The sequence below is a fragment of the Proteus vulgaris genome, from assembly GCF_011045815.1.
Lineage (GTDB): Bacteria > Pseudomonadota > Gammaproteobacteria > Enterobacterales > Enterobacteriaceae > Proteus > Proteus vulgaris_B.
The window spans coordinates 524883-548167 of record NZ_CP047344.1 but is presented as its reverse complement, the minus strand read 5'-3'; the positions used below and the strand labels follow the sequence as shown (position 1 = coordinate 548167).

The following is a 23285-nucleotide window of genomic DNA, read 5'->3' as shown; positions in this document are numbered from 1 at the left end:
ATGCCTTTTAGCGGTTATGATGTTATAAGAATCCATCGTCCTCACTATTAGATGAAAAGGAGTTGCCATGGTTTGGGTTTATGCACTGATTGGATTAGTTGTAGGTCTTATTATCGGCGCACTTGCAATGCGTTACGGTAACAGCACCCTTCGCCAACAAGATGCTATAAAAGCAGAGTTAGATACAAAAAAAGAAGAACTGGACACTTATCGCAATGAGCTTGTCAGCCACTTTGCTAGAAGCGCTGAACTATTAGATAACATGGCGAGAGATTACCGTCAGCTTTACCAACATATGGCAAAAAGCTCTAATGAGCTCATGCCAGACATGCCTGCTCAAGATAATCCATTTAATTACCGATTAAGTGAATCTGAAGCAGCAAATGATCAATCTCCAATAAAAATGCCACCTCGTGATTACTCCGAAGGGGCGTCTGGATTGTTCAGACCGACCGAGAAAAAAGACAGTTAATATTAAGACGCCACATTTATTGTGGCGTTTTTCTATCGATCAATCGTCATAAAATGACCATTGTTTGCTATGGTTTTAAAGATAGCTTTTGTCTTGTAAATCCGTGTAAAAGGAAGCAAAGCGTACCATTTCTTAATGAACTTTCCTTTGTCAGTACAGGTCTTAGTGACATCGTGCTCATTTTGAGCAATAAATTTTATTTTGATAACTGTATCAAGAGACTCTAATTCATGTTGACTAAAAAAAGAAAATTATTACTTAGTGCATTAGCAATGAGTGTCGGACTTTCGCTCTCTACTCTTCCTGCAACCAGTATGGCTGCATTACCTGCAGTTATGCCATCGGGAGAACAACTCCCAAGCCTTGCACCTATGTTAGAAAAAGTGCTACCAGCCGTTGTCAGTGTGCATGTTTCAGGAACACGAGTACAAAGCCAACAAGTGCCTGAAGAGTTTAAATTCTTCTTTGGTCCAAACTTTCCATCACAGCAGCAAAGTCTTCGCCCTTTTGAAGGCTTAGGCTCAGGCGTCATTATTGATGCACAAAAAGGCTATGTATTAACCAATAATCATGTTGTTGATGGTGCAGATAAAATTCAGTTGCAAATTAATGATGGTCGTGAATTTAGCGCCAAATTAATTGGTAGTGATCCACAAACAGATATTGCCTTACTGCAAATTGAAAAACCAACAAATTTAACAGCAATAAAAATGGCGGACTCAGACCAACTACGCGTTGGTGACTTTGCTGTTGCCGTCGGTAATCCATTTGGTTTAGGTCAAACTGCAACATCCGGTATTATTTCTGCATTAGGCCGTAGTGGCTTAAACCTTGAAGGTTTAGAAAACTTTATTCAAACAGATGCTTCTATCAATCGTGGTAACTCTGGTGGCGCATTAGTTAACTTAAATGGTGAGTTAATCGGAATTAACACCGCTATTTTAGCACCAGGTGGCGGCAATATCGGTATTGGCTTTGCTATCCCAAGTAATATGGCACGAGATCTTAGCCAACAGCTTATTTCTCACGGTGAAGTTAAACGAGGCATCTTAGGTATTCGTGGTGCAGAAATGAATTCTGATCTTGCGAAATCCTTTAATATTGATGCACAACGTGGCGCTTTTGTCAGTGAAGTTTTACCGGACTCATCCGCGGCAAAAGCGGGTATCAAACCGGGTGATGTCTTAATTTCTGTTGATGGTAAACGTATCAATAGCTTTGCTGAATTAAGAGCAAAAGTGGGTACAACACCGCCAGGAAAAGAAATTCTAATTGGTTTGATCCGTCAAGGTAAGCCAATGGATGTCAAAGTGACATTAGAGAAACAATCTGCCGATGCAACACGTGCAGATAACTTCTCTCCTGCACTACAAGGTGCGACATTAAGCAATTACGTCAACAAGCAATTAAAAGCCGTTGTCGTTGACTCTGTAGAGAAAGACTCAGCTGCTGCTGTATCAGGTCTACAAAAAGGTGATTTGATTATTGGCATCAATAATACCGCTATCACATCACTGGGTGACTTACGTAAAGCCATTGATGCTAAACCACCTGTTCTTGCATTAAATATACAGCGTGGTAATGATGAAATTTACCTGCTGTTACGTAATACACCGCGCTAAGAAGTAAGCTTTCACCTATCTAATTTATTGATTTCCTTAGCCCTGTAATATTGATTATAGGGCTTTTTTTTATGTTAATTTTTGATAAAACTCATTAGCTTAAAAGAGGATATTATGCACTGAGCTATGCTTTCATAAGTTAAACTATGCTATTCTCATCACTTCTACGCAAATAATCTCACGGTCAGACATAAATACGGGATTTTTATGTTAACTAAGTTACTGCGATCGACACTGATTGGCCTTTTAACAGCAGCAATTCTTTTGATTGCAGTCCCTTCGATCCGTCCTATTTTTATTGAACACCTAATTAATGGTGATTTTCTTAATGCTCCTTTTAGCTACAACACGGCAGTACGACGTGCTGCACCTGCTGTCGTCAATGTGTATAGCAGTACCATGGGAAGCTTTTCTCAAGAAGGTCGCGAACTTACCTCTTTAGGTGCGGGCGTTATTATGGATGGGCGAGGTTATATTCTAACAAATCAACATGTTATTAATAATGCTGATCAGATTATTGTTGCATTACAAAATGGTGATCTTTATGAAGGCTTACTTGTTGGTTCTGATCCTTTAACTGATTTAGCCGTTTTAAAAATTGATGCAGATAAGCTTCCGACGATCCCCATTAATAGCAAACGGATCTCACATGTAGGGGATGTTGTACTTGCTATTGGTAACCCATTTAATATTGGGCAAACCATTACTCAAGGGATAATTAGTGCAACTGGTCGCGTGGGATTAAGTCCAACACGTTACCAAAACTTTCTACAAACAGATGCCTCAATTAATGAAGGCAACTCAGGTGGAGCACTTATTAATACAGAGGGCGAACTGGTGGGTATTAATACTATGACGTTTGACTCAGGAACCTACAATGGGTATCGCCCAAGTGCTGAAGGTCTAGGCTTTGCTATTCCAACTGAACTGGCTGTAAAAATCATGAATAAACTTATTCGTGATGGTCGTGTCATTCGTGGCTTTATCGGTATCACAGCCAAAGAACTACCAAGAATTCGCTCGTCAAATACTGATATTAAACAAATCCAAGGGCTACGTATTTTCCGGATCTCACCAAACAGTCCAGCAGATAAAGCAGGCATAAAAACAGGCGATATTATACTTAGCATCAACCATGCTCCTGCTACTTCTGCCATGGAAATGATGGACTATATTGCAGAGACTCGCCCCGGCACAGTATTACCCGTTACGTTATTACGCGAGGGTAATGAGCTCAATGTTGATGTGACTATTTCTGAATACCAACCAGAATCGTAACTCACATATAATCTTCCTATTACCAACTAATAGGGAGATTTCATATAAAACGTCGCACTTTGTAAGCAATTTTCTTGAAAGCTTTCTGTATTACGATAATCCTCTAACGTGCTGTGATTACAACCGCTATATTCTCCTTCTTTGGTGCCATCATTTTGCCAACCACAAACCGGGCAGATCTCAAAAAATGCCTCATTTTTATCTTTAAAGACAAAATAATGACAAGCGACACAACTCACTTCAAGAGGAAGGTGACAACTACGTTTCTCTATCAAAGTAATCTCCTATTACAATAACGAATAAAGTGAAATTTTATTCATTTTTATTCGGTTTACTCGCTAGTGAATTATGTTCAACAGCATGCCAAATTTTTTCCGCTTTTCGTCCAATTAAAATCAATGAAATAGCTAGAATAAAGAAGAAAATCGCACTATGTAAGCTATCCCAGAAATATTCAAAAAAACGAGTGTAAAGATTAATACCTAGGAATGTCAGGCCAAAGCCTCTTAACATGCCATCATCGGTTTTAAGACTGATATAGATACAAATAACGGAAACAACACCAAATAACAGTGCCCAAGGTAACAAATTCGCACTTGAAGTACGATACCAAGTATCAGGATCGTAATTACCAAAAATAGACATTATCCATAACGCAATAAAGAGATAAGTCAGTCCCATTATTTTTGTCATGGTAAATAAACGACGGTGTAACAACACGTTCTGTAAGAAATAACAGCCTGCTAATAACACTGCGCCAAAGAGAACAAATCGGATAGGATAGTTCATCCCTAACCAATAAGCGCCCCAACCTGACATATAGCCTGTCTCAGCGCCAAACCAATTCCCTAACATCAATAAGAAAAATAACCACACCAATGATGAACGACTGATAAAACCAATCACACCATAAATCACACAACCAATTAAAAAGAGAGGTGCAATATGGCCACTTCCTGTATCCAGTAACTCACCGAGTTGCCAAAGAAAAATAGCGGTAAACATTACACCTAAAAAAAGAATAAATTCGGTACTATAGTGCCACTGTATTTCTTTTCGCTGACGTTTAAATCCCCAAAGATAAAGTATGCAGGCAATAAGTGCTGGAGATATCACGCGCATAATTTCAGAAATACTAAAAATTTCAATTAGATAATAAACCAATGCGCTGTCACTAAAGATACTGCTAACAGCAATAATCAAGCACACAATCGCTATCCAAAACGCGTAACGACTCAACCTTTTCCAATCAAAAGGGATACGTTGCAACGTACTTCCTAATTGCTGATGTTCTTGCTCTGAAATCTCACCAGATTGCTGCCATTTATCAAGCGCTTGGCGAATAAGATGTTCTTGTTTCCTTGTTACCTGCATATTTGTTCCTTTCATTCAGCTCATAGCATTTTTTCTGAAACAGGCCTATTTTTCTTACTGTATCTTGCCACGAAAGAAATACCTTATGAATTATCCTATTCTATTGAGAGTTCTATTGAAATAATGCGAAAAAAAACCATAGCACAACAATGCACTATGGTTCTAAATGGTTAAAAATGGTTAAAAATGGTTAAAAAGGGTAATTAAAATAGATTAGTCATTAGCGTGCAAACGTTCTATTTTCGCCCCTAATCCTTGTAATTTAGCTTCAATATTTTCATACCCACGATCGATATGATAAATACGATCCACAATAGTTGTACCTTCAGCGATACACCCCGCAAGGACTAAACTTGCAGAAGCACGTAAATCCGTAGCCATCACTTGTGCGCCTGAAAGTTTTTCAACACCATGGCATAACACAGTATTACTTTCGATTTCAGCGTGAGCACCCATGCGGATTAACTCAGGAATATGCATAAAGCGATTTTCAAAAATGGTTTCTGTGATCATTCCTGCGCCTTCAGCAACTAAGTTTAAAAGGCTAAATTGTGCTTGCATATCAGTTGGGAAACCTGGATGTGGCGCTGTACGTAAGGTTACCGCTTTAGGGCGTTTACCATGCATATCAAGGCTTATCCAATCTTCACCCACTTCTATATCCGCACCCGCTTCACGTAATTTCGCCAACACAGCATCTAATGTATCTGGTTTTGCATTACGACAAACAACGCGACCACGAGAAACAGCAGCTGCAACTAAGAAAGTACCTGTTTCAATACGATCAGGTAGAATTTGATAAGTACCACCACCAAGGCGTTCTACGCCTTCGATAGTAATACTGTCTGTACCTGCACCGCTGATTTTGGCGCCTAATGTATTAAGGAAGTTGGCGGTATCTTCAATTTCAGGCTCTCTTGCCGCATTCTCAATGATAGTTTTGCCTTCAGCTAACACTGCCGCAGTCATAATAGTGATAGTGGCACCCACACTCACTTTATCCATGACAATATGTGCGCCTTTTAAACGCCCATCAACACGAGCTTTTACATAACCTTCATCAAGAGTGATTTCAGCACCTAATTGCTCTAAACCAGTAATATGAAGATCAACTGGACGAGCACCAATGGCACAACCACCGGGTAAAGAAACCTGACCTTGACCAAAACGCGCAACCAATGGCCCTAAAGCCCAAATAGACGCACGCATGGTTTTAACTAGCTCGTAAGGTGCACAGAATTCATTGATATTACGAGCATCAACGAAAACAGAGCCGTTACGTTCAACATTGGTTCCTAAGCGATTAAGTAATTTAATCGTTGTATCAATATCTTTTAACTTAGGAACATTGGTTAATTCTACTGGCTCTTCGGCAAGGATCGCAGCGAACAGGATTGGCAATGCAGCGTTTTTCGCGCCTGAAATAGTGACCTCACCTGATAAACAGGTTGGTCCTTGTACTCTAAATTTATCCATCTGTAGAACTCTCTTTTTTATTTTGCTGTACGCTGTATACCTACTGAATCAAAGCCCGTTAAGCTTACGATCCCTCTTCCACTCTTCAGGTGTGTAGGCTTTAATAGACAAAGCGTGAATACGGTTATCTGCGATATATTCCATCAAAGGGGCATAAATGGTTTGTTGTTGTTTTACTCTGCTCATTCCCTCAAACATAGCGCCAACAACGACAACTTGAAAATGACTACCATCACCGTTAACGATGACTTCATCTAAAGACAGGCTGCCCATTAATACTTGTTTGATTTCATTTGTATCCATAATTGCTCAATCTCAACGTTAAAATAATAATCAGTCGTCTATCCTAATGGAATCCGCCCTACTCTTAAACCATCAAAAACCCCCTTAATGATAAAAGTATCATGAAGGGGGCGTTTTAATCGCTTTTACTTAAAACCCGTATTAGGCAATATTCATAATTTCATCAAGATCATAGAGAGTAATGAGAGTCTGAAAACGCTCACTCACACCTTGAATAATAAATTGGCGATGTTGTGCTTCCATCTCTGCTTTTAGGTGAACAAAAAGCGCCAATCCTGTTGAATCAATATGGCTCAATGCCGAAATATCAATAATATTGATATCTGCTAATAATGCTTTACGTTGCTGCCAAGCAGGTAATAACGTTTCGCGATCTAACGTTCCTTGAAAAAAAAGGATATCGCCCTTTTTTTCCCAATTTAACGAGGATGACATCTTATTTTTTCTCATCCAGTGTGATTGGCGTTTTAGCACTAATTTCTAACTGTTTTGTTAAACCATCGACACCTTTAGAATTTAAAATATCTGACCACTCATTCTGTTTTGTGGTGATCATACTGACACCTTCCGCAATCATGTCATAAGCCTGCCATTCACCTGTTTTACTATTTTTGCGCCATTGAAAATCAAGACGAACAGGTGGGCGACCATTTTTATCAATAATGGTAACGCGAATAGTGAGGTTTGTTTTATCTGCGAACGGTTTTGCAGGCTCAATACGGTATTCTTGTCCTTCATACATCGCTAATGCTTGACCATATACTTGAGCAAGATACGCTTCAAATGCGGTAAAATATGCATCGCGTTGAGCCGGTGTTGCAGTACGATAATGAGGCCCTAATACTAATGCACCTGCATATTTAATTTGTACATATGGCAATAATTCTTGTTGAACAATTTGGCGTAAAACTTCAGGATTTTTACGAATTTCAGGCTGTTCATTTTTTAATTTAGTAAACGTCTTTTGTGCGGCATCTTCCATCAATGTGTATGGATTGGTTTTATCTACAGCCATCGCAAAAGGTGTAATGACTAACAGTGCGACCATCAATAAGCGTTTAAACATACTTTCGCTCTCCTAAAAAGGTTTTAATAATAGGATGCTTTACTTAATTAAATGTATAAATACATCCTATAAGAATTAATGATTAAGGTAATGCTGGATGTTCTTCCGTCGAGTCAGATTCAGATTTTGCTGAACCATCACCATCCCCTGTTTTATAAAGGAACTGACCGATAAGATCCTCTAGTACCATTGCTGAATTGGTATTGGTGATCCGCCCTCCGTCTTTGAGCAGAGTAGAATCTAATGCTTCATCATAAAAACCTAAATTCAATGCAAGGAACTGCTCACCTAATAAACCAGATGTACGAATAGACAATGAGCTACTTTCTGGAATGTGGTCATAAAGACTCAAAATATCGAGCGCGACTTCAGGGCGATAGTTCCCTTCATCTTCTTCTTTTAAGGTGATAGAAGAAACACGGCCAATCACCACACCACCAATCTTAACTGGGGAACGTTCTTTTAGCCCGCCAATATTACCGAAGCTGGCATAAACACGATAAGTCGGTTGATTACCCATTTCTTTAATATCAGCCACTTTTAGGCATAAGAAAATCACAGCGGCTAGCGCAATCAGAACAAATAGACCAACCCAAACTTCAATTTTTTTACTTTGCATGACTTAGTTCCCAAACATCAGTGCTGTTAGCACAAAATCTAAACCCAATACGGCTAACGATGAATGAACAACAGTACGTGTTGTTGCTCTGCTAATCCCTTCTGATGTTGGGATTGCGTCATACCCGTTAAAGAGCGCTATCCAAGTGACGGTAATGGCAAAAACGACACTCTTAATAAAGCAATTCACTAAATCTAATCGCCATTCAACGGCACCTTGCATAGATGCCCAGAAAAAGCCTTCATCGATCCCTTTCCAATCCACACCAACAATGGCACCACCCCAAATACCGATGGCAACAAAAATAAGTGAAAGCAATGGCATGCTAATTAAACCGGCCCAAAAACGGGGAGCAACGACTCGCCGTAAAGGATCGACTGCCATCATTTCTAAACTGGAAATTTGTTCTGTGGCTTTCATTAAACCGATTTCCGCTGTTAATGCGGAACCTGCTCGGCCTGCAAATAATAATGCGGTTACCACAGGACCCAATTCTCGTAACAATGAGAGAGCCACCATCATGCCAAGACTGGCTTCAGCACTAAATGTTGTCAGTACAAGATAACCTTGTAATCCCAGCACCATGCCAATAAATAGACCAGACACCATGATAATTAATAAGGATTGAACGCCGACGTTATACAGTTGCTTCATTAAAAGAGGCCACTGTTTACGGAATTCTGGTTTACCGACTAATGCACGAAAGAGCATAATGCCAGCTCTACCGAATGTTGCAAAAATCGCTAACGCTCTAGCGCCAATACGAGCTAATAAATTTACCACGTACTAATTTCCTCGTCCTAATAGGTCGTCCTGATAATCTCCCGCAGGAAAACGGAAAGGTACAGGGCCATCAGCAATTCCATCTAAAAACTGTCTGACTTGCCTATCTGGGTTGTCTTGTAATTCTTTTGCACTACCTTGAGCAATAACTTTTTGCTCCGCTACAATATAAGCGTAATCGGCAATGCTCAACACTTCAGGCACATCATGAGAAACCACAACACACGTCACTCCGAGTGCATGATTTAACTCATCAATCAGCTTAACAAGTACGCCCATAGTGATAGGATCTTGCCCAACAAAAGGTTCATCAAACATAATTAATTCAGGATCAAGCGCAATAGCTCTGGCTAATGCTGCTCTTCGAGCCATACCGCCTGATAATTCAGAAGGCATTAAACTTGCAGCACCACGTAAACCCACGGCTTCAAGCTTCATCATCACCGTTGTACGTATAAGCGCTTCAGGTAAATTTGTATGCTCTCTTAGCGGAAAGGCTACATTTTCAAATACATTCATGTCGGTAAAAAGGGCACCAGACTGAAAAAGCATACTCATTTTCTTTCTTGCGTGATACAACGCAGAACGTGATAGCGCCGGAATATTATCGCCATCAAACCAAATTTCACCGCTATCAGGAAGAATTTGTCCTCCCATAAGGCGTAATAAAGTTGTTTTACCAATCCCTGAAGGGCCCATAATTGCAGTCACTTTCCCTCTAGGTACAACAAGGTTAATCTCAGAAAAGATCTTCCTGCTACCACGAGTGAAGTTCATATTGCGCACTTCAATTAGATTGTCAGATTGTGCGTTCATGAATAAAACATCCTCAAGCCTGTCTGCATAAACAAATTTTTACGCTATTTTGGCAGGTCATTCGTTATGTTACAAAGAAATCACCACTATTTAGCAAAATAGTGCACGGTTAATTTTACTTTTCGTGCTTGGCTAGTCAAAATATGGTGAATTAGCAAAACCTTTTGACAATATGTTTTTTTATCAGCCCTGTCTTATTGGTTTTTTCTTTCTTTACTTGCTCATTGTCGGAAAACTGATGGCATGTTGATTACTTTGTCTCTTTTAATTTTTGGATTGATGCTACTTGTTTATGCATCAGACCGATTAGTCTATGGTGCGAGCGTTTTTGCGCAATCGTTAAAAATTCCACCCGCCGTTATCGGTATTTTGATTGTAGGCACTGGCACATCATTACCTGAGCTTTTTGTTTCTACCGATGCCTCGGTTCATAATTTACCTGACATTGCTATTGGTACTGCAATTGGTTCTACACTCACTAATCTTCTTCTTATTGCGGGCATTGGGGCGATGATCTACCCCATGAACATACAGTCTGCGGTACTGAAAAAAGAGCTTCCATTGATGATTATCGTCATCATGCTTGTGGGGATTATTTTATCTAGTGGGAACCTAGGGCTTAGAGAAGGTACTTTGCTCTTTTTTATTGGCTTTGCATCTATCTTTCTCATGATAAAAACGATGCATAAAACACTCACACAAGAGCGCCATGTATTACCATTAGAAACCTTAACCCGTTTTGAATTACAGACAAATCCTCGTAATTCAGTTGCTCTTTTCTGGGTCGTTATTGCCTTACTGATTATCCCAGTTGCGACTCAAATGATATTAGATAATGTCTTTATTCTAATGCAACAGTATCATCTTAGTGGTTTTTTTGTTGGTTTAACCTTGCTATCTATTGGAACAAGCCTACCTGAATTAGCAACAACCATTGTTGCAGCGCTAAGACGTGAAAATGAATTAGCTTTAGGAAATATTATAGGTGCTAATATTTTTAACCTGACATTTGTGTTAGGAATGCCAGCATTACTTTCACCAAGTACATTTAATATCAACACATTTTATTTTAGTTTTGCTGTACTTGGTGTGGCTAGTTTATTGTTTTCTATCTTTTCCTTAGGGCGAAAACGACGCCTAAATCGAGGAAAAGGGATATTCTTATTAGTTTGCTTTATTGTTTATATTACGGTGTTGTGCGTTGCACATTCTCTTTTAACCTAAAATAAATGGTACAAAAAAATGACCGAGTTTGATTTTCAGCAAGCGGGCAAAAAAGTCCTTCATATTGAACGTGATGGGTTAGCTGAACTAGAACAATATATCAATGATGATTTTACGCTTGCCTGTGAAAAAATTTTTCACTGCCAAGGTCGAGTGATTGTGATGGGTATGGGTAAATCCGGCCATATTGGGCATAAAATTGCTGCAACATTTGCCAGTACAGGAACACCTTCTTTTTTTGTTCATCCCGGTGAAGCAAGTCATGGCGATTTAGGTATGGTCACAGAAAAAGATATTGTTCTGGCGATTTCAAATTCTGGTGAAGCCAGTGAGATCCTTGCCCTTATTCCGGTTCTGAAACGCAAACAAATAACACTGATTTGTATGACACGCACTCCTCAAAGTACAATGGGGAAAGCGTCTGATATTCATCTTTGTATCAAAGTTCCTAAAGAAGCCTGTCCTTTAGGGCTTGCTCCCACAACAAGTACAACAGCAACATTAGTGATGGGCGATGCACTGGCTATCGCACTTTTACGTGCTCGAGGCTTTACTGCTGAAGATTTTGCCCTTTCTCATCCAGGTGGTGCGTTAGGTCGTAAATTACTCCTTCATGTGAGTGATTTAATGAATAAAGATGCTGATATCCCTCGTGTTACTAAAGACGCGACGTTACGCGAAGCACTTGTTGAGATTACCCGTAAAAAATTAGGTATGACGGTAATCTGCGATGATAGTATGTTAATTAACGGTATCTTTACTGACGGTGACTTACGACGCATATTTGACTTAGGAATTGATCTTAACAATGCCAAAATCTCTGATGTGATGACAAGAGGAGGCATTCGTATTCGCCCTGATTGTTTAGCTGTTGAAGCGCTAAATTTAATGCAAGCAAAACATATCACCTCGCTGTTAGTAACAGAACAAGATAGTGATATTCTGTTAGGTGTTTTACATATGCATGATTTACTACAAGCCGGTGTTGTATAAGCTAGTCATAACGTTCGAAGGATAAAAATGAATACAATGATAGAAACTTGTTATGGTGAAGTAAGCGAGCAAGTCATCAAAAAAGCAGAAAAAATCCAATTGCTGATTTGTGACGTTGATGGTGTGATGTCGGACGGACTCATTTACATGGGCAATAATGGCGAAGAGTTAAAAGCTTTTAATGTCCGTGATGGATATGGTATTCGTTGTTTGCTTACATCAGGTATTGAGGTTGCTATCATTACAGGTCGTCAATCTAAACTGTTAGAAGATCGTGCTAAAACCCTTGGCATTACATATCTTTACCAAGGTCAGCATAATAAGCTTTTGGCGTATCAACAACTGTTAGATACACTAAACCTTAAACATGAACAAACGGCCTATATTGGTGACGACCTAATAGATTTACCTGTAATGGAAAAAGTCGGACTCTCCGTCGCGGTTGCCGATGCGCATCCATTACTCACACCTCGGGCGGACTATGTTACTCGCATTATGGGTGGACGTGGTGCAGTACGAGAATTATGTGATTTAATCCTTTTAGCTCAAGGCCGGCTTGATGAAGCTAAAGGTCTTTCGATTTAACGTATAACGACACAGAATGAATAAATTAAAATCCTGGTTTACCTTAATTCTTGCAATTATCGCCCTTGGGCTAATTGGCTGGAACTATACTAACAACACTGAATTCGGTGATGGTGAAGTTGTTGATGATGGTCAACCAACTTATCAATCTAAATCATCGATATCTTTTGTTTATGAGCCAACAGGTATACTTGGATATAAACTCGTTGCTGATGATGTCAAAAACTATGCTCAGCAAAAGTTTACATGGTTTACTAACCCTGTCTTAACCACTTATTCGCCGGCAGGGGATGCAACATGGACCGTACGCGCCAATAAAGCCAAGCTAACCAACAGTAAAATGCTCTATCTTTATGGCGATGTTCAGATTGATAGCTTAAATGATGATTCTCAATTACAGAGAATAAGCACAGATAATGCTATCGCAAATTTGGATACACAGGATGTTTCCTCTGATGATGAAGTGACTATTATCGGCGTCGGACTGAAATCAGTCGGCTTAAAAATGCGAGGCAATCTGCGCGAGAAACACGCAGAGCTGATTGAAAAGGTAAACACCTATTATGAGATCCCTAATGAATCAAAAAATCCGTAATACACTGATTATCGGTACATTATTAACAATAAGTGTACCTGCGATGGCGCTTAAAGATGACACGCAACAACCTATTGTTGTCAATTCAGAAAAACAGTCGCTTGATCTAGAGAAAAACATCACAACATTTACACAAAATGTTGTGATTAAACAAGGGTCTATCGATATCCGTGCTGATAAAGTCGTTGTTACACGCCCAGGTGGTGACTCTAAAAAAATCGTCATTGAAGCATTCGGTAATCCCGTAACTTTTTATCAGTTACAAGATGATGGCAAACCAATCAAAGGTCGTGGCGACAAAATGACCTATGAAATGGATAAAGAATTAATGACCTTAACCGGTAAAGCCTATCTTGAACAATTAGACAGTAATATCACTGGTGATAAGATCACTTATCTCGTCCCAACTCAGCAAATGGAAGCATTTAGCGGTAAAGGTAAACAAGTTACCACTGTTTTACTGCCTTCCCAGTTGCAAGAGAAAGGTACTGGTGCTAACAACAAAGGTAAGTAACACTTTATGGCGCTGTTAAAAGCTGAAAATTTAGCAAAAGCATACAAAGGACGCACCGTTGTCGGTGATGTTAGCCTGAACGTTAACTCAGGTGAAATTGTAGGCTTACTTGGCCCTAATGGTGCCGGTAAAACAACAACATTCTATATGGTTGTCGGCATTGTCGCTCGTGATGCAGGTAGTATTACTATTGATGATGAAGACATCACTCTGTTACCGTTACATGAACGTGCGCGTAAAGGAATAGGCTATCTACCTCAAGAAGCCTCTATTTTTAGACGGTTAAGCGTTTATGACAACATTATGGGAATTTTAGAAATTCGCCATGATTTAACACCAGAACAACGAAAAGATCGAGCAGAAGAGCTATTAGAAGAGTTCAATGTGAGCCATTTGCGTAACAGCTTAGGGCAATCATTATCAGGGGGTGAACGCCGTCGAGTTGAAATTGCACGCGCGTTAGCCGCAAACCCTAAATTCATTTTATTAGATGAACCTTTTGCTGGTGTTGACCCAATCTCAGTATTGGACATTAAAAAGATCATCCAACATCTACGTGATTATGGATTAGGTGTACTGATTACTGACCATAATGTTCGTGAAACATTAGATGTGTGCGAACGAGCCTATATTGTCAGCCAAGGTCATCTTATTGCTCATGGTTCACCAGAAGAAATTCTTGAAAATGAGCAAGTTAAACGTGTTTACTTAGGTGAAGGCTTCCGCCTGTAATCTTAGATTCACTTTTACTCTGTCATGGATGACAACAGCCAAGGACTCATCGCATCATTATGAAACAAAGTCTGCAACTTCGTCTCAGTCAGCAATTGGCAATGACGCCACAGCTACAACAGGCTATTCGTTTGTTGCAACTTTCGACGCTTGAATTACAACAAGAAATTCAGCAAGCGCTTGAATCCAACCCTCTTCTCGAACAAGACGACGATCAACAAGATCCCGTTTCAGATGATGCCTCTCATACAGAAAATCAATCTGACTCTACAACAGAAACAACAACTGAAAACGAAGTTGAAGAGCTCGACACACTGGATGCTTTAGAACAAAAAGAGATGCCTGACGATCTCCCATTAGATACCCAATGGGAAGAGATCTACACCGCGGGCACACCTTCTGGTACCAGTAATGACTATATGGATGATGAACTCCCACTGTATCAAGGTGAAACAACAGCTTCATTACAAGATTATCTGACATGGCAAGCTGAACTCACTCCGTTTACAGAAACAGACAGAGCCATTGCCATAAGTATTATAGATGCAGTTGATGAAACAGGATATTTAACTGTTACAACAGATGACATCCTGCTTGGAATGGGCGATGATGAGATAGAGCTTGATGAAGTTGAAGCCGTATTAAAACGTATTCAACGCTTTGATCCTATTGGCGTTGCTGCGCGTGATTTAAAAGAGTGTCTTTTGATTCAGCTTTCTGCTTTTTCAACAGATACCCCTTATCTAAAAGAAACACAGTTGATCATTAGCCAACATTTAGAATTATTAGGTAATCGCGACTTTCGCCAATTGATGCGTCAAACTAAATTACGTGAAGAGACATTAAAATCGGTTATTGAAATAATTCAATCACTTGACCCTAAACCTGGATTAAGTATTGATACAGGCGAGTCAGAGTATGTTATCCCAGATATACTGGTAAAAAAATCAGGTGAACGCTGGCAAGTTGAGTTAAATACAGATAGCATTCCTCGCCTACGCATAAATGAAACCTATGCTGCATTGGGTCAATCGACTCAAAATGAGAGCGATGGAAAATTTATTCGTGACAATTTACAAGAAGCCAAATGGCTGATAAAAAGTTTAGAAAGCCGTAATGAGACATTATTAAAAGTCGCTCATTGCATTGTTGACACACAGCAGGCATTTTTCGAATTGGGTGAAGAGCATATGAAACCCCTTGTGTTAGCGGATATCGCTGAACAGGTTGAAATGCACGAATCCACCATTTCTCGAGTGACAACGCAAAAATTTTTGCATTGCCCAAGAGGAATTTTCGAATTGAAGTATTTTTTCTCTAGCCATGTGAATACTGATAGCGGAGGCGAGGCCTCTTCAACAGCAATCAGGGCTTTAGTGAAGAAACTAATCGCAGCAGAAAATCCAGCGAAACCACTTAGTGATAGTAAACTGGCTGATATGCTCGCAGAACTTGGTATACAAGTTGCTCGGCGCACTGTTGCGAAATATAGAGAGTCATTATCCATCCCGCCTTCAAATCAACGCAAAGAGTTGGTTTGAGCATAATTGAGAAGGAAGACACTATGGAACTTCAAATCACTGGTCATAACATTGAATTAACTGATGCTCTGCGTGATACCGTCAAAGCAAAAAGCGCGAAATTACCTCAGTTCTTTGACAAAATTAATAACGTTCAGGTTATCCTGAAAGTCGAAAAAGTGAATAAAATCGCTGAAGCGACCATTCAAGTTAATGGCGGTGAATTACATGCCTCTGCTGAAGCAGAAGATATGTACGCAGCAATTGATGGATTAATGGATAAACTGGCTCGTCAATTAACCAAACACAAAGATAAACTGAGACAACATTAATTCATTTCCCATTACGAAATGGGGATACAATCGGCGAAGTTACTGCGTTGTTTATGACTCGGTTCAAGCCAACGCCTAATCAATATCAGTAACAAAAAACCAGGTGTCACTTTGTGGCATCTGGTTTGCTGGTCTAAGTGAATAAGACAATGAACAACGATACAAAGATGAATATTAGCGACGTACTTTCTCTGGCATGTACACATAATGATGTACATTGCACGAGTAAAAAGCGCGCGTTAGAAATTATCAGTGAAAATGCGGCAAAAGCACTTAATTTACCCGAAACACTGATATTTGAAGCTTTACTGACGCGTGAAAAAGTCGGTACAACAGGGATTGGGGGTGGTTTAGCTATCCCTCATGGACGTATTGAAAGTGATGAAACAGAAAAAGTAGTTGGTGTGTTTCTTCACCTAAGCGAACCTATTGCCTTCGACGCTATTGATAATCAACCTGTCGATTTGTTGTTCGCATTACTCGTTCCTGCAACACAGTGCAAGGAACATTTACACACACTGTCTTTGATTGCAAAACAGTTGGCAGACAAAAACTTATGCCGCCGACTACGCTCCGCACAAAGTGATGAAGAGCTTTATCAGATTATCACAGAATAACCCCTACGGGTTTGTTGGGACGCGAATAGCATACAGTGGAATGATATTCATCACTGGGAAATTATAGGGGAGCTACCTCATGGTGCTGATGATAGTCAGCGGACGCTCTGGTTCAGGTAAGTCAGTCGCTTTGCGTGCGCTTGAAGACATGGGATTTTATTGTGTTGATAACTTGCCTGTTGATCTTTTACCTGAGCTCGCAAAAACACTGGCTGAACGTGATGCTTCTGCTGCCGCAGTCAGTATTGATGTCCGAAATATGCCAGAGTCGCCGGAGATCTTCGAAAAAGCGCTGGAAAGTTTACCCGCTGAATATTCTCCACAACTCTTATTTTTAGACGCAGATAGAAATACTTTAATTCGTCGTTATAGTGATACACGACGCTTGCACCCACTTTCGACCAAAAACCTTTCATTAGAAGTGGCAATTGATACCGAAAGTGATCTGCTTGAGCCATTGCGATCACGCGCAGATCTCATCATTGATACGTCAGAAATGTCAGTTCATGAGCTAGCAGAAATGTTACGTACTCGCTTACTAGGTAAGCGTGAGCGTGAATTGACTATGGTCTTTGAATCCTTTGGATTTAAGCATGGTATCCCTATTGATGCAGATTATGTTTTTGATGTGCGTTTCTTACCAAACCCACATTGGGATCCAAAGCTGCGTCCGATGACAGGCCTCGATCGCCCTGTTGCGGCATTTTTAGATAGGCACACCGAAGTTCATAATTTTATTTATCAAACCAGAAGCTATCTTGAACTCTGGTTACCGATGTTAGAAACCAATAACCGTAGCTACTTGACGGTTGCGATTGGTTGTACGGGTGGTAAACACCGTTCTGTTTATGTTGCAGAACAACTTGCCGACTATTTCCGTTCTAGAGGGAAAAACGTACAATCACGACACAGAACACTAGAAAAACGTAAATGACCCAATACCGACAAGTTGCGATAAAAAATCGACTCGGCATGCATGCAAGGCCGGCGATGAAGTTGTTTGATTTAGTGAAAACATTTCAATCAACAGTAATTTTACGCAATAGCGAAGGGGTTGAAGCGCAAGCTGATAGTGTGATTGCTATGCTGATGTTAGATTCAGAGCAAGGCAGTCAAATTGATATAGAAGTGACAGGTTGTGACGAAAATGAAGCTATTGATGCTATTATTGCATTATTTGAATCTGGGTTTGATGAAGAATAATCGTAATAGAAAACAATAGATTAGCATTTCTTAACTAAATAACCCGAAAGAGACTGTGATCATGGTCTCTTTCTTTTTTATACAGAACCGCCTATTATCACTTATATGAGTTTAACAACACCCCCACCTCCCCCGTGGGGGTGTTGTTTTGCATTGGAATAAATTGGAGTGTGGTATGACAAAGCCAACAATTATCATCAACGAACTTGATGCTGAACGTTTAGATTCATTGCTAGAGCAACCTGCCTTTGCAGATAGCCCTATTGCTGAAGCCTTGAATGAAGAATTAGATCGTGCTGACATTGTTACACCAGCTGATATCCCTGCTAATATTGTCACAATGAACAGCAAAGTCCGCTTTATGGACTTAAAAAACAATGAAGAGCGTACTCGTACTTTAGTGTATCCCGCTTCATTAAAAGACAGCACCACTGAACTTTCAGTCATGGCACCAATGGGTGCTGCGCTACTGGGTTTAGCAATTGGTGACGAGATCAGTTGGAAGCTGCCTAATGGCCTTGAAACTAAGGTTAAAGTATTAGAAATTCTATACCAACCTGAAGCTGCTGGTGAATTACACCGTTAAGCAGAGCTGAAGGTTCGCGTCTTATTTTTATCTTCTCAAATTGAAAAGCACACAGATAAACGCGGTATCTCAGCCCATTGCGGGCTGAGATTAAAGGTTGTGAGGAGTATCTAAAATTTACTCACCGGCAATACTCATTTCTGGTAATAACAACGATCCACACTGAACATTACTACGCATTTCAATATCATCACCTATAGTGGCAATATTTGCCCACATATCTTTTAAATTGCCGGCAATAGTCACCTCACTAACAGGATACTGAATTTCACCATTCTCAACCCAAAAACCGCTTGCACCACGAGAATAATCACCCGTCACGGTACTGACACCTTGCCCCATCAATTCCGTAACAACTAGTCCTGTTCCCATCTCTTTTAACAGTGCATCAAATGATAGACCTTGTCCTGGTATATACCAGTTATGAATACCACCAGCATGGCCATTACTTTTTAATCCTAACTTTCTTGCTGAATAAGTAGTTAATAGCCACTCTTGTAAAACACCATCTTTAATAATATCGGCATCGGTTGTGCGCACACCTTCGCTATCAAATGGTGTTGATGCCAAACCTCTCATTAAGTGAGGTCGCTCTTGAATATTGAGCCATTGAGGGAAAATTTGTTTGCCCAAACTATCTAGTAGGCAAGAAGATTCACGGTAAATCATACTACCGCTAATTGCCGCAACTAAATGACCAAAAATACCTGTCGCAACATCAGCCGCAAAAATAACAGGGGCTTTCATGGTTGGGAGTTTACAAGGTGCGAGACGTGATAAAGTACGACGGGCACACTCCTGCCCTACCCATTCAGGAGATGCTAGATCATCAAAACGACGGCTAATGGTATAAGCGTAATCGCGCTCCATATCTTCGCCATCACGAGCAATCACACAACTCGACATCGAATAACGTGAAGATGAATAGCTTTTTAATAAGCCAAGGCTATTTCCAAATACACGAGTTCCACTGTGGCTATTAAAACTGCCCCCTTCGGTATTAATAATTCGGCTATCACTATCTAACGCTGCTTTTTCCGCTCTTGAAGCCAGCTCTATTGCCTTATCTGCGGTCACATCAGTTGGATGGTATAGATCAAGAAAAGGTGCATCAAACGCTAATAACTCTTTATCAGCTGGGCCTGCATAAGGATCAACAGAAGTATAGCGCGCAATATCCACCGCAGCTTGTACTGCACGTTTAATCGCATCAGGACTTAAATCGGTAGAAGAAGCACTGCCTTTGCGTTGTTGTTGATAAACAGTAATGCCTAATGCGCCATCACTGTTAAATTCAACATTTTCAACTTCACCATAACGTGTACTAACACTAATACCTGTGGATTTATTAATAGCGACTTCTGCACTGTCACACAGCTTTTCCGCCAGCTCCAATGCAAGCGAGACGGCGTCTTCAAGCTGTTTTACCTGATCTGAATTATTCATTGAGAACCATTTTTCCTAAGGAGAACACCACTTTTTACTTATTTTTAGCAAAGTAAATCAATTGACAGGTGGTCAACAAGCGATTTTCCCAGTTACAATAGAAGATATATGAATGTTATCACCCGTCGGGCTTTTGGTCATTCACCAAATCATACTCCCGGCTTACTCTGCAACAGGAATTTTTATTATGGCAAAGCAGCCTGAAGAGTGGCATTACCTCAATCCTGAATTTGACGATACTTCGTCAGAAGAGGAAGAAGAGGAAGAAATTATCTGGGTCAGCAAAAGCGAAATTAAACGTGATGCTGAAGCGCTCAAAAAACTAGGCACTGAATTAGTGGAATTAAGTGCGCAAGAATTAGAGCGTGTGCCATTAGATGAGAAATTATTAGCCTCTATTCAATTAGCACAAAAAGTACAGCGTGAAGCGCGCCGTCGCCAAATTCAATATATTGGAAAATTACTGCGCAATGTGGATGAAGATCCGATCCGCCAAGCGCTTGATAAACTAAAAAACCGCCACAACCAACAGATCTTAGTGCTCCATAAATTAGAAGATCTTCGAATTCGCCTTGTCGAAGGTGGCAATGAGGTGATTGAAGAAGTCGTTGCTCTTTATCCAATGGCTGATCGCCAGCAATTACGTACACTTATTCGTAATGCTAAAAAAGAGAAAGAAGCAAATAAACCACCAAAATCATTTCGCTTATTGTTTCAATACCTAAAAGATTTATCAGAATCAGCATAAAACCTGATCCTCCTGAAAACGCAGTGTAAAACGATATTACGACTGCGATTTTCAGGTGTCTGTTTCTATACTTTGCTATTTTTGATTTTTATGCTCACAACTAAAGCTCAATAATGCTTTACCTAGTTCGTTTTGTGCATCTTGCATTAACTCAACTAAAGGCTGAAAATCACTAGAATGATGAGGTAAATGCTTAAAAATGATTTTTACTGGTAATTCAATTTCTCCCATTAACACATCCCATAATGCATCTAAGTTATTACCAAAATGTTCATCTAACTGAAATTGCAATGCAAAATCCCGATAAAAGGCATCTCTATCTGCCAGCATCTTAAAATCAAAAATAACCTGTTTCATTAAGGAGCCACTTTTGTCATTGTACGATAATGATCCGTGGTGACATAAATTAGCCCATCATTCGAATAGAGCAATCTATCACTACCTCGATGACCACATTGATAATTTACATCGGCTTCATACCACTGACGTCCCGCTTCTTCGGGTAACTGTTTTTCACGGTTCATAAAGCGATCGCCACCAATAGCCCTTTCAGGTAATACTTCACACAAATTACCTGCTTTTGCATTCCAGCCCTTTTCTCTTGCTTGTTTTTTAGTGAGATAAAAATCAGGTAGTTGTTGATGACGTTGTAAATAATTAGCCACTGCACTAGCTTGCGTTTTTTCATCGATAGACAGTGGAATTTGTGCCGGTTTATTGGTGCTATTGCTAGATGATGGTGGAATAGAAATTGACGATGAAGATACTGATGTTTCGCTTTCGGGAAGCAAGCCCTTATAAAGAACACCAAATAAAACAGCAATAACAATAATAACTGGTAATAAACGTTTACCCATAAATTAACACCTTCATGATAAAAAACTCCATCAATTGATGGAGTTTAATAAATACGCCTAAATAACGATAGCAATAATTAAGCCGTACCACCTACCGTGATTTTATCCAGCTTCAAGGTTGGTTGACCAACGCCAACGGGTAGACTTTGTCCTTCTTTACCACAAACTCCGACCCCCTTGTCTAATGCAAGATCATTGCCCACCATTGAGACTTGTTGCATGGCTTCAATACCTGAACCAATCAACGTTGCCCCTTTAATCGGTTTTGTTATCTTTCCGTTTTCAATTAAATAAGCTTCAGATGTTGAGAAAACAAATTTACCCGATGTAATATCAACCTGACCACCACCAAAATTAGGTGCATAAATACCACGATCAACACTTGCAATAATCTCTTCTGGTGACGATTTACCCGCCAGCATGTAAGTATTAGTCATACGAGGCATAGGAAGATGTGCATAAGACTCACGCCGACCATTTCCTGTCGGTGCAACCCCCATTAAACGAGCGTTCATCTTATCTTGCATATAACCTTTTAAGATACCGTTTTCGATTAACACATTGTATTGACCCGGAACACCTTCATCATCAATAGCAACAGAGCCACGACGTCCTTCAATTGTGCCATCATCGACAATAGTACAAAGCTCAGAAGTGACTTTTTCACCAAGGCGGCCTGAAAATACAGAGGTTTCACGACGGTTGAAGTCACCTTCTAAACCATGCCCAACAGCTTCATGTAATAACACGCCTGGCCATCCTGCACCTAGTACTACAGGCATTGTTCCAGCTGGTGCTGCAATTGCAGATAAATTCACTAATGCCATCCGCACCGCTTCACGCGCGTAAGTCACAGCGTGGCTTTCACCGTCAACTTTCATTAAAAAATAGTCATAACCAAAACGACCACCACCACCACTTGCACCACGTTCACGTTTGCCATCTTCTTCCACCAGTACGCTGACAGAAAGACGAACTAAAGGACGCACATCGGCTGCTAATGTGCCATCGGTTGCAGCAACAAGCACATGTTCATAAACACCTGTTAATGATGCATTAACCTGTTTAACACGCTTATCTTCAGCACGCGCAACTTTATCTACTTCATGCAATAGTGCAATTTTTTCTTCACGAGAAAGGCTTTGTAACGGATCATTTAAGCTGTACAGCGGAGAATGTTGAATAGCACCTAAAGTATGGATACGACCATTACCCTTAGCCTGAACAATGCTTCGCGCGGCGTGCGCACTTTGATTCAGTGCGTTAAGCGTTAATTGGTCAGCATAAGCAAAACCGGTTTTTTCACCATAAATTGCTCTGACACCAACCCCTTGATCAATATTATAAGAGCCATCTTTAATAATCTGATCATCAAGTATCCAAGCTTCGTGGTAACTTGATTGAAAATAAAGATCACCATAATCAATTTGACGCTGTGCAAGCTGCTCTAGTGTTGATGCTAAATCATCTAAACTAAGTTTGTTTGCTTCCAACAGACTTTCGCTGACAACAGCTAAACTCATA

29 protein-coding genes are annotated in these 23285 nt (G+C 40.1%); 16 read left to right on the top strand and 13 right to left on the bottom strand.

Features of this window, described 5'->3' with window-relative positions:
- Nucleotides 1–67 precede the first annotated feature (67 nt).
- The 3 genes from zapG to degS all read left to right on the top strand — a co-directional run bounded on the left by zapG (nt 68) and on the right by degS (nt 3372).
- Nucleotides 68–472 (top strand): Z-ring associated protein ZapG, encoded by a 405-nt coding sequence (zapG, locus tag GTH24_RS02700; protein ID WP_072069759.1) that lies wholly within the window; start codon nt 68–70, stop codon nt 470–472.
- A gap of 230 nt (nt 473–702) precedes the next feature.
- A complete protein-coding gene (gene degQ / locus GTH24_RS02695) occupies nt 703–2094 on the top strand; it encodes a serine endoprotease DegQ (protein WP_164525917.1) in 1392 nt (463 codons plus the stop codon).
- A 207-nt stretch (nt 2095–2301) separates the two neighbouring features.
- The gene (gene degS / locus GTH24_RS02690) at nt 2302–3372 is read left to right on the top strand and encodes an outer membrane-stress sensor serine endopeptidase DegS (RefSeq protein ID WP_072069761.1); all 1071 of its coding nucleotides are present in this window, start codon (nt 2302–2304) and stop codon (nt 3370–3372) included.
- Between the two features lie 26 nt (nt 3373–3398).
- On the opposite strand, the gene GTH24_RS02685 is transcribed toward degS, so the two are convergent.
- From GTH24_RS02685 to mlaF, 9 genes are all read right to left on the bottom strand, one after another.
- Nucleotides 3399–3647: a CPCC family cysteine-rich protein gene (locus tag GTH24_RS02685; protein WP_072069762.1), complete on the bottom strand. Its 249-nt coding sequence runs from the start codon at nt 3645–3647 to the stop codon at nt 3399–3401.
- Nucleotides 3648–3684: 37 nt separating this feature from the next.
- Nucleotides 3685–4746: a DUF2157 domain-containing protein gene (locus GTH24_RS02680; protein ID WP_164525916.1), complete on the bottom strand. Its 1062-nt coding sequence runs from the start codon at nt 4744–4746 to the stop codon at nt 3685–3687.
- Nucleotides 4747–4959: 213 nt separating this feature from the next.
- The gene (gene murA / locus GTH24_RS02675) at nt 4960–6222 is read right to left on the bottom strand and encodes a UDP-N-acetylglucosamine 1-carboxyvinyltransferase (RefSeq protein ID WP_072069764.1); all 1263 of its coding nucleotides are present in this window, start codon (nt 6220–6222) and stop codon (nt 4960–4962) included.
- Nucleotides 6223–6270: 48 nt separating this feature from the next.
- Complete coding sequence (gene ibaG / locus GTH24_RS02670; RefSeq protein ID WP_072069765.1) at nt 6271–6525, bottom strand: BolA family iron metabolism protein IbaG; 255 nt, start codon at nt 6523–6525, stop codon at nt 6271–6273.
- Between the two features lie 141 nt (nt 6526–6666).
- Nucleotides 6667–6960 (bottom strand): lipid asymmetry maintenance protein MlaB, encoded by a 294-nt coding sequence (gene mlaB, locus GTH24_RS02665; RefSeq protein ID WP_072069766.1) that lies wholly within the window; start codon nt 6958–6960, stop codon nt 6667–6669.
- Nucleotide 6961: 1 nt separating this feature from the next.
- Nucleotides 6962–7591, bottom strand: coding sequence for a phospholipid-binding protein MlaC (mlaC, locus tag GTH24_RS02660; RefSeq protein WP_036933065.1), 630 nt, complete (start codon nt 7589–7591; stop codon nt 6962–6964).
- 82 nt (nt 7592–7673) lie between these two features.
- Complete coding sequence (gene mlaD / locus GTH24_RS02655) at nt 7674–8210, bottom strand: outer membrane lipid asymmetry maintenance protein MlaD (protein ID WP_072069767.1); 537 nt, start codon at nt 8208–8210, stop codon at nt 7674–7676.
- 3 nt (nt 8211–8213) lie between these two features.
- Entirely contained in the window at nt 8214–8993 is a 780-nt protein-coding gene (gene mlaE / locus GTH24_RS02650) for a lipid asymmetry maintenance ABC transporter permease subunit MlaE (RefSeq protein ID WP_072069768.1), read from the bottom strand.
- A 3-nt stretch (nt 8994–8996) separates the two neighbouring features.
- A complete protein-coding gene (mlaF, locus tag GTH24_RS02645) occupies nt 8997–9809 on the bottom strand; it encodes a phospholipid ABC transporter ATP-binding protein MlaF (protein WP_072069769.1) in 813 nt (270 codons plus the stop codon).
- Between the two features lie 243 nt (nt 9810–10052).
- On the opposite strand from mlaF, the gene GTH24_RS02640 reads away from it, so the two are divergent.
- From GTH24_RS02640 to rnk, 12 genes are all read left to right on the top strand, one after another.
- Complete coding sequence (locus tag GTH24_RS02640; RefSeq protein ID WP_072069770.1) at nt 10053–11033, top strand: calcium/sodium antiporter; 981 nt, start codon at nt 10053–10055, stop codon at nt 11031–11033.
- Between the two features lie 18 nt (nt 11034–11051).
- Complete coding sequence (gene kdsD / locus GTH24_RS02635) at nt 11052–12026, top strand: arabinose-5-phosphate isomerase KdsD (RefSeq protein ID WP_109409260.1); 975 nt, start codon at nt 11052–11054, stop codon at nt 12024–12026.
- Between the two features lie 27 nt (nt 12027–12053).
- Nucleotides 12054–12611 (top strand): 3-deoxy-manno-octulosonate-8-phosphatase KdsC, encoded by a 558-nt coding sequence (kdsC, locus tag GTH24_RS02630; protein ID WP_072069772.1) that lies wholly within the window; start codon nt 12054–12056, stop codon nt 12609–12611.
- Nucleotides 12612–12627: 16 nt separating this feature from the next.
- The gene (gene lptC, locus GTH24_RS02625; RefSeq protein WP_072069773.1) at nt 12628–13206 is read left to right on the top strand and encodes an LPS export ABC transporter periplasmic protein LptC; all 579 of its coding nucleotides are present in this window, start codon (nt 12628–12630) and stop codon (nt 13204–13206) included.
- Nucleotides 13187–13720, top strand: a complete 534-nt coding sequence (gene lptA / locus GTH24_RS02620; RefSeq protein WP_072069774.1) for a lipopolysaccharide ABC transporter substrate-binding protein LptA — start codon at nt 13187–13189, stop codon at nt 13718–13720. The genes lptC and lptA overlap by 20 nt, the downstream gene beginning before the upstream one ends.
- A gap of 6 nt (nt 13721–13726) precedes the next feature.
- Nucleotides 13727–14452: an LPS export ABC transporter ATP-binding protein gene (gene lptB, locus GTH24_RS02615; RefSeq protein WP_072069775.1), complete on the top strand. Its 726-nt coding sequence runs from the start codon at nt 13727–13729 to the stop codon at nt 14450–14452.
- Between the two features lie 59 nt (nt 14453–14511).
- A complete protein-coding gene (gene rpoN, locus GTH24_RS02610) occupies nt 14512–15993 on the top strand; it encodes an RNA polymerase factor sigma-54 (RefSeq protein ID WP_072069776.1) in 1482 nt (493 codons plus the stop codon).
- 23 nt (nt 15994–16016) lie between these two features.
- Nucleotides 16017–16304 carry a ribosome hibernation promoting factor gene (gene hpf / locus GTH24_RS02605; RefSeq protein WP_036913954.1) on the top strand — a complete coding sequence of 96 codons (288 nt, stop codon included), beginning with the start codon at nt 16017–16019 and terminating at the stop codon, nt 16302–16304.
- 149 nt (nt 16305–16453) lie between these two features.
- Nucleotides 16454–16921, top strand: coding sequence for a PTS IIA-like nitrogen regulatory protein PtsN (gene ptsN, locus GTH24_RS02600; RefSeq protein WP_023582879.1), 468 nt, complete (start codon nt 16454–16456; stop codon nt 16919–16921).
- Between the two features lie 79 nt (nt 16922–17000).
- Nucleotides 17001–17855 (top strand): RNase adapter RapZ, encoded by an 855-nt coding sequence (gene rapZ, locus GTH24_RS02595; protein ID WP_064718868.1) that lies wholly within the window; start codon nt 17001–17003, stop codon nt 17853–17855.
- Complete coding sequence (gene npr, locus GTH24_RS02590; protein ID WP_072069777.1) at nt 17852–18124, top strand: PTS phosphocarrier protein NPr; 273 nt, start codon at nt 17852–17854, stop codon at nt 18122–18124. The genes rapZ and npr overlap by 4 nt, the downstream gene beginning before the upstream one ends.
- A 175-nt stretch (nt 18125–18299) precedes the next feature.
- On the top strand, nt 18300–18710 hold the full coding sequence (rnk, locus tag GTH24_RS02585) for a nucleoside diphosphate kinase regulator (RefSeq protein ID WP_072069778.1): 411 nt from the start codon (nt 18300–18302) through the stop codon (nt 18708–18710).
- A gap of 117 nt (nt 18711–18827) precedes the next feature.
- Here the strand turns inward: rnk and pmbA are convergent, their stop codons facing one another.
- Entirely contained in the window at nt 18828–20156 is a 1329-nt protein-coding gene (gene pmbA, locus GTH24_RS02580; protein ID WP_164525915.1) for a metalloprotease PmbA, read from the bottom strand.
- A gap of 187 nt (nt 20157–20343) precedes the next feature.
- Here pmbA and yjgA point away from each other — a divergent pair, with 187 nt between their 5' ends.
- Nucleotides 20344–20904, top strand: a complete 561-nt coding sequence (yjgA, locus tag GTH24_RS02575; RefSeq protein WP_072069864.1) for a ribosome biogenesis factor YjgA — start codon at nt 20344–20346, stop codon at nt 20902–20904.
- A gap of 75 nt (nt 20905–20979) precedes the next feature.
- Here the strand turns inward: yjgA and GTH24_RS02570 are convergent, their stop codons facing one another.
- The 3 genes from GTH24_RS02570 to tldD form a co-directional block, all read right to left on the bottom strand.
- The gene (locus GTH24_RS02570; protein ID WP_072069780.1) at nt 20980–21261 is read right to left on the bottom strand and encodes a barstar family protein; all 282 of its coding nucleotides are present in this window, start codon (nt 21259–21261) and stop codon (nt 20980–20982) included.
- Nucleotides 21261–21761, bottom strand: coding sequence for a ribonuclease domain-containing protein (locus GTH24_RS02565; protein ID WP_164525914.1), 501 nt, complete (start codon nt 21759–21761; stop codon nt 21261–21263). The genes GTH24_RS02570 and GTH24_RS02565 overlap by 1 nt, the downstream gene beginning before the upstream one ends.
- Nucleotides 21762–21838: 77 nt before the next feature.
- Nucleotides 21839–23284 (bottom strand): metalloprotease TldD, encoded by a 1446-nt coding sequence (gene tldD, locus GTH24_RS02560; protein WP_072069782.1) that lies wholly within the window; start codon nt 23282–23284, stop codon nt 21839–21841.
- Nucleotide 23285: the final 1 nt, after the last annotated feature.